13 protein-coding genes and 1 pseudogene are annotated in these 14583 nt (G+C 67.5%); 4 read left to right on the forward strand and 10 right to left on the reverse strand.

Annotated features, from left to right (window positions below):
- Positions 1-152 precede the first annotated feature (152 nt).
- The 3 genes from OHQ90_RS10800 to OHQ90_RS10810 all read left to right on the forward strand — a co-directional run bounded on the left by OHQ90_RS10800 (position 153) and on the right by OHQ90_RS10810 (position 3583).
- On the forward strand, positions 153-1151 hold the full coding sequence (locus OHQ90_RS10800; RefSeq protein WP_328409632.1) for a hypothetical protein: 999 nt from the start codon (positions 153-155) through the stop codon (positions 1149-1151).
- A gap of 73 nt (positions 1152-1224) precedes the next feature.
- The gene (locus OHQ90_RS10805; RefSeq protein WP_328409633.1) at positions 1225-2310 is read left to right on the forward strand and encodes a hypothetical protein; all 1086 of its coding nucleotides are present in this window, start codon (positions 1225-1227) and stop codon (positions 2308-2310) included.
- Positions 2311-2401: 91 nt separating this feature from the next.
- Positions 2402-3583: an aminotransferase-like domain-containing protein gene (locus OHQ90_RS10810; protein ID WP_328412762.1), complete on the forward strand. Its 1182-nt coding sequence runs from the start codon at positions 2402-2404 to the stop codon at positions 3581-3583.
- 429 nt (positions 3584-4012) lie between these two features.
- Here OHQ90_RS10810 and glpK read toward each other — a convergent pair whose 3' ends face one another.
- Positions 4013-5512, reverse strand: a complete 1500-nt coding sequence (gene glpK / locus OHQ90_RS10815) for a glycerol kinase GlpK (RefSeq protein ID WP_328409635.1) — start codon at positions 5510-5512, stop codon at positions 4013-4015.
- A 276-nt stretch (positions 5513-5788) separates the two neighbouring features.
- On the opposite strand from glpK, the gene OHQ90_RS10820 reads away from it, so the two are divergent.
- Positions 5789-7522 (forward strand): glycerol-3-phosphate dehydrogenase/oxidase, encoded by a 1734-nt coding sequence (locus tag OHQ90_RS10820; RefSeq protein ID WP_328409637.1) that lies wholly within the window; start codon positions 5789-5791, stop codon positions 7520-7522.
- A gap of 4 nt (positions 7523-7526) precedes the next feature.
- Here OHQ90_RS10820 and OHQ90_RS10825 read toward each other — a convergent pair whose 3' ends face one another.
- From OHQ90_RS10825 to OHQ90_RS10870, 9 genes and pseudogenes are all read right to left on the reverse strand, one after another.
- Complete coding sequence (locus OHQ90_RS10825; protein ID WP_328409639.1) at positions 7527-8837, reverse strand: sensor histidine kinase; 1311 nt, start codon at positions 8835-8837, stop codon at positions 7527-7529.
- Positions 8834-9508: a response regulator transcription factor gene (locus OHQ90_RS10830; RefSeq protein ID WP_328409641.1), complete on the reverse strand. Its 675-nt coding sequence runs from the start codon at positions 9506-9508 to the stop codon at positions 8834-8836. The genes OHQ90_RS10825 and OHQ90_RS10830 overlap by 4 nt, the downstream gene beginning before the upstream one ends.
- Before the next feature lie 95 nt (positions 9509-9603).
- Positions 9604-9804, reverse strand: coding sequence for a hypothetical protein (locus tag OHQ90_RS10835; RefSeq protein ID WP_328409643.1), 201 nt, complete (start codon positions 9802-9804; stop codon positions 9604-9606).
- Positions 9805-9902: 98 nt separating this feature from the next.
- Positions 9903-10565 carry a TetR/AcrR family transcriptional regulator gene (locus tag OHQ90_RS10840; protein ID WP_442941369.1) on the reverse strand — a complete coding sequence of 221 codons (663 nt, stop codon included), beginning with the start codon at positions 10563-10565 and terminating at the stop codon, positions 9903-9905.
- Positions 10562-11923: a hydroxysqualene dehydroxylase HpnE gene (hpnE, locus tag OHQ90_RS10845; RefSeq protein WP_328409644.1), complete on the reverse strand. Its 1362-nt coding sequence runs from the start codon at positions 11921-11923 to the stop codon at positions 10562-10564. Before hpnE ends, OHQ90_RS10840 begins: the two co-directional genes overlap by 4 nt.
- Before the next feature lie 70 nt (positions 11924-11993).
- On the reverse strand, positions 11994-12827 hold the full coding sequence (locus tag OHQ90_RS10850) for an MBL fold metallo-hydrolase (protein ID WP_328409645.1): 834 nt from the start codon (positions 12825-12827) through the stop codon (positions 11994-11996).
- A pseudogene (locus OHQ90_RS10860) lies at positions 12827-13380 on the reverse strand (TetR/AcrR family transcriptional regulator). The gene OHQ90_RS10850 and the pseudogene OHQ90_RS10860 overlap by 1 nt, the downstream one beginning before the upstream one ends.
- A 41-nt stretch (positions 13381-13421) precedes the next feature.
- Positions 13422-13742 carry a hypothetical protein gene (locus tag OHQ90_RS10865; RefSeq protein ID WP_328409650.1) on the reverse strand — a complete coding sequence of 107 codons (321 nt, stop codon included), beginning with the start codon at positions 13740-13742 and terminating at the stop codon, positions 13422-13424.
- A 12-nt stretch (positions 13743-13754) separates the two neighbouring features.
- The gene (locus OHQ90_RS10870; protein WP_328409653.1) at positions 13755-14531 is read right to left on the reverse strand and encodes a DNA-formamidopyrimidine glycosylase family protein; all 777 of its coding nucleotides are present in this window, start codon (positions 14529-14531) and stop codon (positions 13755-13757) included.
- Positions 14532-14583: the final 52 nt, after the last annotated feature.

Here is a 14583-nt window from a genome sequence, read left to right on the forward strand (position 1 = left end):
TCCTTTCCAAACGGGATACGGCGAACGGCCCTGAAGCCGTTCGGCGGCCGTGCGTCTCACCAGAGACAACTGAGTGCGGTCGGTTCGGTCGCACCCGGGAAAGGGATTGGCGAAAAGTGAAACATCGTAAGCCGAGTCGGGCGCAGCGAGCGATGGCGAGTACATCGTTGCCGCTGGCCACTGCGGCCGCTGTGGCCACTCTCTTCGCGGCGCCGGCGGGGGCAGTTCCCAACGAGCCGACCACACCGACCACACCTGCACCGGCACAGCCGGGCACCGATGCGCCTGCGGACCAGGGGCCGGAAACCACCAAGCCGGAGCCGAACAAGCCGGAGACCAAGCCGGAACCCGGTAAGCCGGAGTCCAAGCCGACGCCGAGCCAGCCGGGTGTCACCACGCCGGACCCCAACCAGGTGATGCCGAATCCGAAGGATCCGAAGCTCGCCGCGCCGACCCAGCCGGGTGTGACCAGCCCGCGGGTTGCGCCGCTGCCGGTTCCCGGTCAGCAGCCGCCCGCTCAGCCTGTTGTCGTGCCAGATCCCGCAGGCACCGACGCGAAGCCGGTCCAGCCGGGTGCGACCCAGCCGGGCACTCCCGGCGCCGCACCGGGCAGCGAGGCGAATGCCGAGGCGGCACAGCCCGAATCGCAGACCCTGGTGCAGCAGCCGCCGCGCTGGCAGGCGCCGCGTCTGCAGGCCGCGCCCGCAGCTCCGGTCGTCGAGATGACCGGTCCGCACGCGGAGCTCGGCGCGAACATCGACGGTGGTGGCGCGCTGCCCGGCTTCGCGGCCAACACCCACCACTTCAACAACGCGGCGGGCTATGTCGGCACCGTCGGCTACCACACCCCGACCGGTGCGGGCGAGGCCGGCGTTTCGGTCGAGTACGTCGATGCCAACACCATCAAGCTCACCAGCTACACCGGTGGCGAGGGCCTGGCCGACAACAAGAACACCGTCGTTCTCGACACCACCGAGCTGAACAAGGCGAAGGCAGCCGTCGAGCACTGGATCGCGGCACAGCCCGGTGGCGCGGCTGCCCTCGAGGCGGCAGCGCAGGTTAAACTTCCGGTGCAGCCGGGTGAACTGCTTCCGCAGACGGTCAACATTGCTGGTGTCACGACTCAGTGGGGTGGCTCGCTCCAGTACTGACACGAGCTGATTCGACGGGTGGGGCGGTCGTTCGCGACCGCCCCACACGTGTGTCCTGGGGAAAGGATTTGGTGTGGGTTCCGAGGACGATGCGAAGGGCAGAGAATCCGGCCAGCCCAGGTCGGAATTCGGTCCACCGATGGGCGACTTCGGCCCGCCGGTATCGGAATTCGGGCCGCCGGTCGGCGAATTCGGCCCTCCCATGGGTGACTTCGGTCCGCCCGTGGACGATTTCGGTCCGCCGACGAGTGGTCAACCGCCGCAGTGGTCGGAGCCCGCGACCGATCATCCCGAGCTGATCTGGCGTCCGGCGGACGAACCGCCGGCGATGCCGCCCCCGCCCGCGCAGTATCGAGCGCCCGACACCACGGTCTTCCCCGATGCGCCGCCGCCCGTGCCGCCGGTCCAGCCGGCGCCGCAGCCTCCGGTCGATGCGAACGAAGATCTCACCGCTCCCGGTCCACCGGCGGCGCCGCCCGGTGTCGAACGCGACACGTGGTGGAATCGGCCCGCCGACGGCGGCGGTGTCCCGACGCCGCCGCCGGCTTCCGAGCCGGGCCTGTCGTGGTCGGACGATCCCATTGCCAAGCGCCTGGCTCCCACCACCATCCCGACCCCGGTGTTCACGACGAATCGGCAGAAAAAGGGTTCGCGTGGCCGCTGGATCGCGCTCGGCTCGGTCGCCGCGGTGGCGGTCGTCGGAGCGCTGGTGGCGACCATCGTCGCGGTGAACCGCGATAGCGGCGGCGGGTCCGCCGCGCCGCCGCCTGTTACGCCGACGGCCGCGCTGAGCTGCCCGGCAAGCAACGACGGCAAGGTGACCGTCGGCAACGGTGCCGGTGATACCAATAGCGGAGCAGGCGCGATTCTCGGTTTCCAGTACGCGTACTTCGTCCAGCGCAGTGGGGAGCGGGCCCGCAGCTACCTCGCGCCGGATGCGGAGTACTTGTCGCCCGCGGAAATCCTGCAGGAGGCCATCAACGAGGAGATCCCGGTGGGCACCACGCATTGCGTGCTGATCGCCGAGACCGCCCCTGACACCTACGATGTGGACTTGACCACGCGCCATGCCGACGGCACGACCATCGTGTACCCGCAAACAGTCACCACGGTCGACCGGGACGGCAGGAAGTTGATCTTCGCGGTCCGGAAACGTTGACCCTGTCCCAGAATATGGGAAACAGTTTCATATTCTGGTACTTGATCTGGGACAGTTGGGTCACGTGTCCATGGTGTCCCCGGAGGTGCGCATGCCGCCGACTATCCCACCGCTCGCAGGCAAGCTCGGCAGTCTGCAGAGCTCAGCGATCCGCGATCTGCTGAAGCTCACCACCCGAGCCGACGTGATCGGCCTGGCAGGTGGCCTGCCCGATGCCGCGCTGATGCCGCGCGAGCGGATCGCCGCCGCCGCGGAGACCGCGCTGAGCGATTCGAGCTGCCTGCAGTACACCGAATCGCCCGGCTGGGCGCCGCTGCGCGCCGTACTCGCCGAGCGGGAGTCGGCCCGGCTCGGCCGCGTCGTCCCGGTCGACGAGGTGTTCGTCACCCACGGCTCGCAACAGGCGCTGTCGCTGCTTGCCGAGGTACTGCTGGATCCCGGCGCACTGGTAATTGTCGAGGATCCGGCGTATGTCGGTGCGCTACAAGTGTTTCGGGCCGCTGGGGCGCGGATCATCGCGGTGCCGCTGGACGCCGAGGGTATGCGGGTCGACGTGCTCGCGGAGCTGCTCGGGCGCGGCGAACGTCCCGCATTCGTGCACACCGTCAGCAACTTCCACAACCCCGGCGGGGTGACGATGAGCCGACAGCGTCGTCGCGAACTGGCGGAGCTGGCCGATGCGCACGGCTTCTGGGTGATCGAGGACGATCCCTATGGCGAGTTGTGGTTCGACAGCCCCGCCCCCGAACCGGTTGCCACATACTCGGGCAACGTGATTCGGCTTTCCAGCGCCTCGAAGATCCTCTCACCCAGCCTGCGCGTCGGCTGGATGGTTGCACCGGACCAGGTCTGCCGCGGGGTGGAATTGCTGAAACAGGGGGCGGACCTGTGTGGTTCGGCACTCACCCAGCAGATCGCCGCCGAGCTACTCGCCGACGAGACCTGGCTTACCGCCCACGTCGACAACGTCCGCACCGCCTACGGCACCCGGGCCAAGGCCCTGGTGCACGCCGTGCGCAACCGTTTCGGCGATCGGATCGTCTGCACCGACGCGACCGGTGGCATGTTCGTCTGGGCCGACTTCACCGACGACACCGACACCCAGGCGCTCCTCCCGCGCGCACTGGCCGAAGGTGTCGCCTACGTCCCTGGCTCCGCCTTCGCTGTCGACGGCGGCTACCGCAACTCGATGCGCATGTGCTTCGCCACCTCGGACGCCACGACGCTGACTGAGGCTATCGACCGCTTGGCACGTGCTGTCGTGAATCCGTGACTGCCACATCGTCTTTCGGACTGCCAAGCTGATCGATCCTCTGGCTGTGGAGTTAACCGCCGCGGTAGCGTCCATATCGGATCTCAAAGGGAGGGAATCAATTCATGATCGCGAAATTCATTACGGGTGCGCTGATTGCCGGCGGCATGGTGTTTCTTGCGCCGAGCATTGCCACGGCGGGTCCTTGTCAGCCGGTGACAACCGACTGTCCGCCTCCGCCGCCGCCCTGCCAGCCGGTGACGACGTGGTGCCAGCCCGCCGCTCTGCCGTTGTCCGAGTTCTAGTCCACGATCAGCGCGAATCACCGCGGCGTAGCGGTGGGTTGCCTCGCAGAGCGCGAGGTAGCCCACGGCTCCTGCATCTGAAATGCCACGGCTGGATTAGCTTGCTCGCCGCCGAATAGGTTGTGCCACTGGCGGTTCGGGTCGCTCAAGAGGCCCAGTTATAGGTTCGTTCCACAGCCTTGTTCCACTCTGCCAGGTGATGGTCGCGGTCCTCGGCAGACATGGTCGGTTCCCAGGTCTTGTCGGCCGCCCAATTGGCGCGGATGTCATCGGTATTCGGCCAGTAGCCGACCGCGAGTCCGGCGGCGTAGGCCGCGCCGAGAGCGGTGGTTTCGTTGACCACCGGGCGGACGACCGGGACGTCGAGAATGTCGGATTGGAACTGCATCAGCAGGTCGTTGCCGACCATGCCACCGTCCACCTTCAGTGTCGTAAGTTCCAGGTCGAGCTGTTCGGATTCGGCATCCGCGCGCATGGCGTCCACCACCTCGCGGGTCTGAAATGCGGTGGACTCCAGCACTGCTCGCGCCAGGTGGCCTTTGTTGACGAAGCGGGTGAGGCCGGCGATCACGCCGCGAGCATCCGGCCGCCAGCGCGGCGCGAACAGCCCGGAAAACGCGGGCACGATATAGGCGCCACCGTTGTCGTCGACGCTGCGGGCCAGCGGTTCGATCTCCTCGGCCGCCGAGATGATGCCGAGGTTGTCCCGGAACCACTGCACCAGTGAGCCGGTGACCGCGATCGAGCCCTCGAGCGCGTACACCGCGGGCTCGTTGCCGAGCCGGTAACACGCGGTGGTGAGCAGTCCGTGCTTGCTGACCACCGGCGTCGTCCCGGTGTTCAGCAGCATGAAATTGCCGGTGCCGTAGGTGTTCTTGGCCTCGCCGGGGGCCAGGCAGGCCTGGCCGAAGGTTGCCGCCTGCTGATCGCCGAGGATGCCTGCGACCGGAATACCGGCCAGTGGGCCCGCCGTGATCGCCGCGTACACCTCCGACGAACTGCGGATCTGCGGCAGCATCGCCTGCGGCACGGCGAATTCCGCGCAGATCTGTGGATCCCATTGCAGCGTGCGAAGATCCATCAGCATGGTGCGCGACGCATTGGTCACGTCGGTGATGTGCTCGCCGGTGAGGTTCCACAGCACCCAGCTGTCGATGGTGCCGAAACACAGCTCGCCGGCCTCGGCGCGTGCTGCCGCGCCCTCGACATGATCGAGGATCCAGCGCAGTTTCGGTCCGGCGAAGTAGGTGGACAGCGGCAGGCCGGTGCGGTCCTGATAGCGGGTCGCGCCGTACTCGCCGCCCAGTTCGGTCACCAGCCGGTCGGTGCGGGTGTCCTGCCAGACGATGGCGTTGTAGATCGGCTTGCCGGTGGCGCGTTCCCACACCACCGTTGTCTCGCGCTGATTCGTCACGCCGACGGCCGCGATGTCGTCCGCGCCGAGACCGGTAATCTGCAAAACCTCACCGAGGACGAATTCGGTATTGCGCCAGATGGTTTCCGGATCGTGTTCGACCCAGCCCGGCCGCGGGAAGATCTGCTCGTGCTCCCGTTGGGCGACGCCGACCACGCGGCCCTGCCTGTCGAACACGATGCACCGACTCGACGTTGTGCCTTGATCAATGGCGGCCACATAGCGACGCATTCGTGCAGGCTACTAAATGCGGTGCGCGCTGCGGGTCGAACGACGCGACACGGTGGGTGTCGAGCGCGCTGTGCATTGCCTCGCGTGGTGGGTGTCGCCGGACTACTGTGGACCTCAGTTACCGGCGGGTAGCTCCCCGGCGACACGGCGGGCGCCACGGCCGAGGATTCGTCCTCGACTCGCATAGCCTGTACCCGGAGCAGCTCGATCGTGTGCCCGTGAAGACCCACAACGTCGTCTACACCCGACGCCGTCGTCGGCTGGAGGAGTCGAGCAATGACCAAGAATCCGCAATCGCAGTTTCTCGGCCCCCAGCAGCGCGCGGCGGCATGGGAGCGGTTCGGCAAGGATCACTTCGATGTCGTCGTGGTGGGCGGTGGCGTGGTCGGGGCCGGAATCGCGCTGGACGCGGCGACCCGCGGCCTCAGTGTTGCCTTGGTCGAGGCGCGTGACCTCGCCTCCGGTACCTCCAGTCGGTCCTCGAAGATGTTCCACGGCGGCCTGCGGTATCTGGAGCAGTTGGAGTTCGGGCTGGTGCGTGAGGCGCTGCGCGAGCGCGAACTCGCGCTGTCCACGCTGGCGCCGCACCTGGTGAAACCGCTGTGCTTCCTCTACCCGCTGACCCGCCGTGCCTGGGAGCGCCCGTATGTGGCGGCTGGTCTGGTGCTCTACGACACCATGGGTGGCTCCAAATCCGTTCCAGGGCAACGTCATCTGTCTCGTCACGGCGCACTGCGGTTGGCGCCGGGCCTGCGGCCCGATTCGCTGATCGGCGGCGTCAGCTACTACGACACCGTCGTCGACGACGCCAGGCACACGATGACCGTCGCCCGGACCGCCGCGCACTACGGTGCGGTCATCCGCACCTCCACCCAGGTCGTCGGCTTCCTTCGCGAGGCCGACCGCGTCGTCGGAGTGAAGGTCCGCGACAGCGAGGACGGCCGCACCGGCGAAGTCCGCGGCCATGTGGTCATCAACGCGACGGGTGTGTGGACCGACGAGGTGCAGGCGCTCTCGCACAATCGCGGCCGATTTCACGTGCGCGCCTCCAAAGGCGTGCACATCGTGGTGCCCCGCGACCGCATTGTCAGCGATTCCGCCATTATCCTGCGGACCACCACTTCGGTGCTGTTCGTGATTCCGTGGGGCGCGCATTGGATCATCGGAACCACCGACACCGACTGGAATCTGGACCTCGCGCATCCCGCGGCGACCAAGGCGGACATCGACTACCTGCTCGACCGGGTGAACCGGGTGCTGGTCACGCCGCTCACCCCCGCCGACATCGATGGCGTGTATGCGGGTCTGCGGCCCTTGCTCGCGGGAGAGAGTGATTCGACCTCGAAGCTCTCGCGTGAGCACGCCGTCGCGCGGGTTGCGCCGGGACTCGTCGGCATCGCGGGCGGCAAGTACACCACCTATCGGGTGATGGCCTACGACGCGGTCGACGAAGCGGCGCACGATATTCCGGCCCGGGTGGCACCATCGATCACCGAGAAGGTCCCGTTGCTGGGCGCCGACGGCTATTTCGCGCTGATCAACCAAACGGTGCAGCTGGCCGAGGCCTACGGCGTGCACCCATACCGGATCGAGCACCTGCTGGACCGCTACGGCTCGCTCATCGACGAGGTGATGGCCATTGCCGACGGCAAACCCGAACTACTGCAACCGATTACGGACGCGCCGTCGTATCTGCAAGTGGAGGCCGTCTACGCGGCGGCGGCGGAGGGCGCGCTGCATCTGGAGGACATCCTGGCCAGGCGGACCAGGATCTCCATCGAGTATTCGCACCGCGGCGCGAACTGCGCCGAACAGGTGGCCGGGCTCGTCGCGCCGATACTCGGCTGGGACGACGACGACATCGACCGCGAGGTGAAGACCTACCAGGCCAGGGTCGAGGCCGAGATCCGCTCGCAGACCCAGCCCGACGACGCCTCGGCCGACGCACTGCGCGTCGCCGCTCCCGAGCCACGCCCGGAGATTCTGGAACCGGTACCGCTGGACAGCTGAGCCGTCAGGCGTGGCCGAGCGACGGCGGCGGCAGAGCGATCGAGACGATGGTGCCGCCACCGGCGGCCGGTTCCATCGATGCGTTGCCGCCGTGCAGGTCCGCGATCCAGGCCACCAGCGCCAGGCCGATGCCGCTGCCGCGTCCCGCGGTCACGCCGCGCTGGAACGGATTGCTCGACAGCTGCGGATTGATGCCTGCACCATGATCGCGGACGCTGACGCGACCGTCTGCCACGTGCACCTCGATCGGCGCGCTGCGGTTCACCGCGCCGTGCACGATCGCATTCTCGATCAGATTGCGTACCGCGAGGCTCAGGAGGCCTGGGTCGCCGATCACCACCGTCGGATGGGCCTGGATAACGATATTCGCCTTCGGAAACTCCTCGACGACCGATTCGGTGAGCTGATCGAGCAGCAGCTGTATCTTCTCCATCGTGGTGACGCCTGCCTGCATGCGCGCCCTGGCGAGCAGACCGGCGACGATGCGCTCCATCCTGTCCCCGAGGGCCCGCGCGTCGGTCAGCGCCCGCTGATTCTCCTGCGGCGCGCGTTCGCGTGGCTCGGTGACCAGCCGCAGCGTGGTCAGCGGGGTGCGCAGTTCGTGGGCCGCATCGCCGAGGAACCGCTCCTGCTCCTCGACCATCACCATGGCCTGACGCATGCTGCGGCCCGAAAGCAGGTGTCCCGCGATGGCCGAGAGCGCGACGAGCGTGGCGCCGCCGACGACGAGTCCCCAGATCAGCAGCGCTCGATCACGGTCCCACAGGCCAGGATTCGTGCCCGCGATGACGACCGCCTGGATTCGGGAGTCCTCCCACGAGATCGGCGTCGCTGCGATACGGACGGGTCGGCCCATATTGTCGAAGCCGTTGCGGAACACCGTTTCCCCCGCGAAGACGGCGTCGTCGGCCAGGGCGGCGGCACCGTCGTCCGCGGGCAACCAGGTGCGCAGGTGCGCATAGCTCTCTGTCCACTTGCCGTCGCCGTCGGAGCTGACGATCATGACCGCGGTTTCGCCGTTGGCGAGGGCGTCGTTCTCGAGCTGGCTCAGGTCGATAATGTCCTCGCCGGGCGGCAGGTTGACGGCTCGGTACAGCCCGGTCACCACGCGGTCGAGGGAATTGTCGATGGCGTGATCGCGCGACCGCGAGTCGATCGTCGCCGCGACCAGCCCGAGGATGATCAGCGACGTAGCGGTGATCGCGGTGATCAGCGCCGTCAGCTGCCAGCGGGTCCGGCGCAGCCTGGCCACCGCGGGTCGGTCGGCGGCCGTGCCGATGGACCTGCCGCCGAGGGTTGCGGGCAGCGAACTCACGGTGCGAATGGTGCACTTCCGATCAGGAAGCCGGTGCCGCGAACGGTCTCGATCACCGGTGGCGCCCCGAGCTTGCGGCGCAATTGCGCGACCACCACGTCGACCACGTTGGACGCGGGTTCGGCCATTTCGTCCCAACAGCATTCGATGAGCTCGGAGCGGGACACAACACTGCCCGCGCGGGTGGCGAGCAGTTCGAGCACGGCGAATTCCTTGGGGGTCAGCGAGCGCAGGATGCCCGCGCGCTGCACGCGGCGGCGCGGCAGATCGATGTCGATGTCGCCGAGCACGATCCGTGCGGGCGCGGGCTGCTCGCGCCGACGACACAGGGCGCGCACCCGCGCGGCGAGTTCGGCCAGCGCGAAGGGCTTGACGAGGTAGTCGTCGGCGCCGTTGTCGAAGCCCGCGATCCGGTCCGCGAGCCCGTCGCGCGCGGTCAGTATCAGCACCGGCACGCGCAGGCCCACGGCGCGCTGGGCGGCGACGAGGTGCAGGCCGTCACCGTCGGGCAGCCCGCGGTCGACGACGAGGCAATCGTAGGTGTTGACGGTGATCTTGAGATCGGCGTCGGCCAGGTGGTGTGCGAGGTCCACCGCAAAGCCCGCCGACCGTAGTCCCGCTGCCACCTCATTGCCGAGACCCTCATCGTCCTCGATCACCAAAACCCGCACGAGGTCTGAGAATAAGGCACTTCAGACACCGCGTGCGGGCCGGAGTCCGACCGGCCCGACCCCTCCGGGCCGGTCGGTAGTCGGAACTCGATCGATCAGAAGGTGTGCAGATCCCAGCCTTCGGCGACCTCGACGCACTGCCACTGGGTGCCACCGGTCTTGGGGGAGTTGCCGTCGGCCGCGCAGGCCTCATAGGTCGCGTAGTTTCCGATGAACTCGGCGTTGGCGACGCCGGAGCCGGCGGCGATGGCGCCGAGGGCGAAAATTCCTGCGGCAATGGCGGTCTTGGTCTTCATGGTTTGGATTTCCTCTCGTTTCCCCGCGCGGTTCTCCGCGCTGGAACAAGAAAACCAATCGCACTGTGAGGATTTCGTGATGATGACGAAACCGCAGGTCAGAGGGTCTTGTCAGGCGCTTCGGCGTCCGCGGCCCATGCCACCAGCGAGCGCAGATAACGCAGCACCATGGTGTCCGGGTACCGATCCCGGTCGGTCAGATGCAGCCGAGCCAGTTCTTCCAAGGCCGCCAACATGATCCGCTCGGTCGCGCCGTCCGGGTCGACGGTGACTCCGGTGAAGCGCGACAGGTGACGCGCACCGATCGCGCGCGCATAGGCGCGGCCGAGCTCGAGCCGTTCGCGCAGATCGGGCGGACCGCCGTCGGGCGGGCTCAGGATGATCTGCCAGCTGGTCGGTGCGGCGTGTAGATAGGCGAGCACGCCGCGGCCGACCTCGTCGATGTCGTAGTCGGTGCCCGACCAGTCGACGCTGCTGACGCCGGCCAGCGCGACGGTCGTCTCACGTTCCAGCAGCGCGGTCATCAGGCCCGACAGGTCGGTGAACTGCTGATACACCAGAGCGCGGGCCACCTGGCTCTCCCGTGCCACGCGATCGATACTCACCGCGCCGAATCCGTCGGCGGCCACGATGTCGCGCGCCACATCCAGCAACTGCGTGCGCCGGTCGGCCGCGGACATGCGGCGCTTCGGCGTGGTATCGGGCTCTGCGGTGCGTGCCCGGGCCGCGCGGTGCTCGGATGTGGAGCGCTCCGTGGTCACAACACAGACGGTAGCGCAAGCAGCTGGTCCACAGCCTTCGCGGCGCTCTGGACGGCGCTTTCCATAGTGGCCGACCAGTCGGTGGCCGTCCAGTCGCCTGCGAGCACCAGTGTCGGCACCGATGTCCGCTGGTCCGGCCGCAGCCCATGGGTGCCGATCACCTGGGAAAAGGTGGCCTTGGGCATCCGAACCACATGGCCCTGAATCACTTTCGCGTCCGCGGCAGCGGGGTAGTAGCGGCGCAGCAGCTCCATCTGCTCGGCGACGATTGCTTCGTTGGTCTTGTGGATCTGCTGGTAGGCGCCGCTTGTGGTCAGGCAGTACAGCCAGGCCTTGTCGGCGTTGCGGCCGGTCATCCGCTGCCGATCGAAGACCTCGTCGATGACGCCGGTGCCGCCGATCAGCGCCTCGAACTGCGACGTGGTGTCCAGCGGGCGGTCCAGGTAGAGATTGGTGCTCACGATCGGGGTGTAGCCGAGTTTGTCTGCGGCCGCGTAGATCTCGGCGTGCTCTGGTAATTCGTCCAGTAGGCCGCCCACGTTGGAGTTGGGGACCGCGCACACCACCGCGTCGGCGGGCACCACGGTGCCGTCGGCCAGCGCAACGCCGGTCACCACGCCGTCCACGATGTGGATTCGCCGGGCCACCGCGCGGCGGCGGACTTCGACTCCGTGCCGCTGGAAGACCTTTTCGGCGCCGGTGATGAAGAGTGTGTCCAGGTCGGTGGTCGGATAGCCGATGGTGGCAGGTTGCCGATGTTTGATGCCGAGCCGGATTCCGGTGGCCAGCACGTCGGCGAATACTTTCGCCGATTCCTGCTGGACGGGCTCGGCCGCGACGCCGAGTGCGAGCCAGTCCCACAGCGCCTCGCGCGCGGTGGCGGGCATGCCGATCCGTTGGAACCACTGCTCGGTGGTGAGATCGGCGAGATCGGCAGGCTGGTGTAGGCATTGCCAGCCGAGGCGCAGGGTGGCGCGCGCCGCACGCAGCCGGTCGAGCAGGCTCGCGTCGGGGTGGGCGCCGAACAGAGTGCGCAGTGCGCCGATGCCCTTCGTCGCCATGGTCGCGTGGCGACCATCGGGCCAGCGCAGCGTGGCGTGGTGCGGGAAGGCGACGAACTCGCGGGTTCCGATGCTGGTCAGATACCGGAACAGGTGGTCGTAGCCGCTGGCGATCACACGCTGGCCATTGTCGGGGAGATCGTCGACCGCATCGACCCTCATGGCGTGGGTTCGACCGCCGAGCCTGCCTCGACGCTCCAGCAGGGTGACCTGCTTGCCTGCCTCGGCCAGCCAGACGGCGGAGGCGAGCCCGGCCAGCCCGCCTCCGATGACCACATACCGTCGCGGATCGTTCACGGTGTACTCCCTCGATTAACTTACAAAATGAAAGTTAATCGGAAGGGTGTGCAGCGTCAAGGGTTTCGAGTCAGGCCGGCACGTTCTGGAGGGCGCGCAGTTCGGCGGCGTTGTGCGCGGAGAAGGTGGTCACCTCGTCGCCGTGGTCGCGCACCAACTCGCGCAGGCGCTGCTGGTTTTCGATGCGGGGACCAGGCAGCGTCTGCACGCTGCGTTCGAAGATCGAGACGCCGATCGGCTGCTGTGGACGAACGTGGTCCAGCGTGCCGGGATGGAAATACGAGTCGCCCGCCGAGAGCAGCCAGCCGTTGCCGGTGTCGACCGCGACGCCCGCATGTCCTCTGGTGTGCCCGGACAGCGGGATCAGCAGAATCTCCGGAGGTAGTCCGGTCAACTGTCGTACCGCGTCGAATCCGAACCAGCTTTCCCCGAGGTCGGAATACGCTTCCCAGCGCGGGCCGTGCCTGAACTGCGGGGCCTTGTAGCGGAGGCGTTCCTGGGGTCCATGAGCGCCTTCGAGGGAGCGCAGTTCCTCGGCATACACGTGCACCCGCGCATTCGGGAAGTCGGCGAGGCCGCCGGCATGATCGAGATCGAGGTGGGTGAGCACGATGTCGCGGACATCCTCGCGGCGGAAGCCCAGTGCCTCTACCTGGTGTGCCGTCGTCTGCTCGAGTTCGAGGACCGGGTTGGTAAGGAGTAGGAACTTGCTGCCCAGCCATTCCTTGGGGTGGCGCACCGACTGTTCGCCGATTCCCGTCTCGACCAGGACAAGCCCGGAATCGAGCTCGATCAGCAGGCAGTGGCAGACCATTTCGGCGCGGCGCAGCAGGCCGCCGGTGCCGTCGACGAGTCGGCCGCCGAGTGGGCGCATGGTGCCGCCGTTGAGGTGATGGATTCGCATCAGGAGAGCTCTCGTTCGAAGGTGGCGTGGAGATGGTCGGCGACCGCATGCAAAGGCGCGGGGTCGCGTTGGGTCTTGGCGAGCAGCAAGGCGCCCTCGATCATGGCGAGCGCGACGGTGGAAAGACTGGCCACCCGCTCGGCTTCGATGCCCTTGTCCCGCAGGAACTTTCGATTGTTGCGCGCCATGGCTCGAAACCGGCGACACAGGCTTGCCGGATCGGTTCGCTGTCGGCTGAGGCGTCCGGCGCGATGGGGCAGCCGCGCTCGAAGCCGGAGTCGACCAGGATTGCGGTCAGCGCGTCGAAGACGGTGGTCAGGTCGCCGCCGCCGAGGATGGTGTCGACGGCTTCGCGCAGGCGGTCGCCGGACTGGGTGAGCGCCTCGGCGGCGAGTTGTTCCTTGCCGCCGGGGAAGTGGAAGTAGAACGAGCCCTTCGGGGCGCCGCCCGCGGCGACGAGCTGGTTCGAGCCGGTGGCGTGATAACTCTGCGTATAGAAGAGGTCGGCGGCGGCATCGAGGAAGCGCTGTCGCGAGCCGGTGCGTGGTGCCATGCTCCGACGGTAGCAGTAATTATGACGACCGGTCTAGTGAATCAAGGAAGGCGCTCGCCGAGATCCTCGGTGGAGATCGAGGGCGGCCGTGGGTCGGGTGTGGTCGAATCGCCCGTCGGCGCAGTCGAATACAGCAGGCAGTAGGTGAACGCCACGGTGGCGGCGATGGCCGCGGCAGCAACGAGCAGCCGAACGGCAATCGCGAATGGCTGCGACCTTCTGGTCGGCCCGCTCATCATTTGCCTGCTCTCGTGGTGCTCGCTGACGCCTTCCGATGAAGTTGTCGCGCGGCGGTAGAGAAGTATTAGCAATGAAATGGCAAGTAGCACCGGCAGCAGGGCTTTCTGCGTGTCGGTGCGCACTCGGCGGATCCGTCAGACAGGTGGCGGCTGGCAGCGCGGGCAGAAGTAGATACCGCGCTCTCGTTGGGTGATGCGGTCGCCCGGCCCGGTTTCGCCGAGCAGGTGGACCACGATCGGGGTGCCGCAGCGTTGGCAGGGGCGGCGGGTGCGGCCATAGGCCAGCGGGCGCCACGGCGGTTCGGTGGCGGCCTTGGTGAGCACCCGATGCGCCTCGTTGACCAGTGCCAGCAGATCGGGAACATCGGCGACGGCGGTGGCCGGGTGCACCCGGCGCAGGAAGCAGATCTCGCTGCGGTAGATATTGCCGATGCCCGCCAGGTTCCGCTGGTCGAGCAGCGCGAGTCCGATCGGTTGCGCGGGGTGCTCGGTCAGCCGCCGCATCACCTCGGCGACGTCCCAGTTCGCGCCGAGCAGATCGGGACCGAGGTGATCAATGGTGGTGTGCTCGTCCACACGGCGCAGCACCTCGACAGTGCCCAGGGCGAAGCCGACCGCCTCGGTGTCCTCGGTGCCGAGTACCAGGCGTGCGGTCACCCGCGGCCGGGTCCAGCGTTCCCCGGTGCAGTAGGTGCGCCATTCGCCCTCCATTTTCAGGTGGGTGTGGACGCTGACCTCCGGTGTCCTGATGAACAGGTGCTTGCCGTAGCTGCCGATGCTCTCGATTTGTTGTCCGCGCAGATCGACGGTGGCGTAGCGGGGCACTCGGAAATCACTGCGGGTCAGCGTCTTTCCGTCGAGCGCGAGGCGCAGCCTGCTCGCGGTCAGGAAAACCGTGTCGCCTTCAGGCATGGGCGGACGGTCGGGCGGTCGACGCGCGGTGGGTCGCGGACTGGTCGGTTGC

Origin of the sequence: Nocardia sp. NBC_00403, from assembly GCF_036046055.1 — a bacterium.
Lineage (GTDB): Bacteria > Actinomycetota > Actinomycetes > Mycobacteriales > Mycobacteriaceae > Nocardia.

Coding starts and splice junctions, on each gene's coding strand:
- OHQ90_RS10835 (WP_328409643.1), bottom strand. CDS start 9,804: ATGAAGACCAAGACCGCCATTGCCGCAGGAATTTTCGCCCTCGGCGCC.
- glpK (WP_328409635.1), bottom strand. CDS start 5,512: ATGCGTCGCTATGTGGCCGCCATTGATCAAGGCACAACGTCGAGTCGG.
- OHQ90_RS10800 (WP_328409632.1), top strand. CDS start 153: ATGGCGAGTACATCGTTGCCGCTGGCCACTGCGGCCGCTGTGGCCACT.
- OHQ90_RS10850 (WP_328409645.1), bottom strand. CDS start 12,827: ATGCGAATCCATCACCTCAACGGCGGCACCATGCGCCCACTCGGCGGC.
- OHQ90_RS10870 (WP_328409653.1), bottom strand. CDS start 14,531: ATGCCTGAAGGCGACACGGTTTTCCTGACCGCGAGCAGGCTGCGCCTC.
- OHQ90_RS10810 (WP_328412762.1), top strand. CDS start 2,402: ATGCCGCCGACTATCCCACCGCTCGCAGGCAAGCTCGGCAGTCTGCAG.
- OHQ90_RS10820 (WP_328409637.1), top strand. CDS start 5,789: ATGACCAAGAATCCGCAATCGCAGTTTCTCGGCCCCCAGCAGCGCGCG.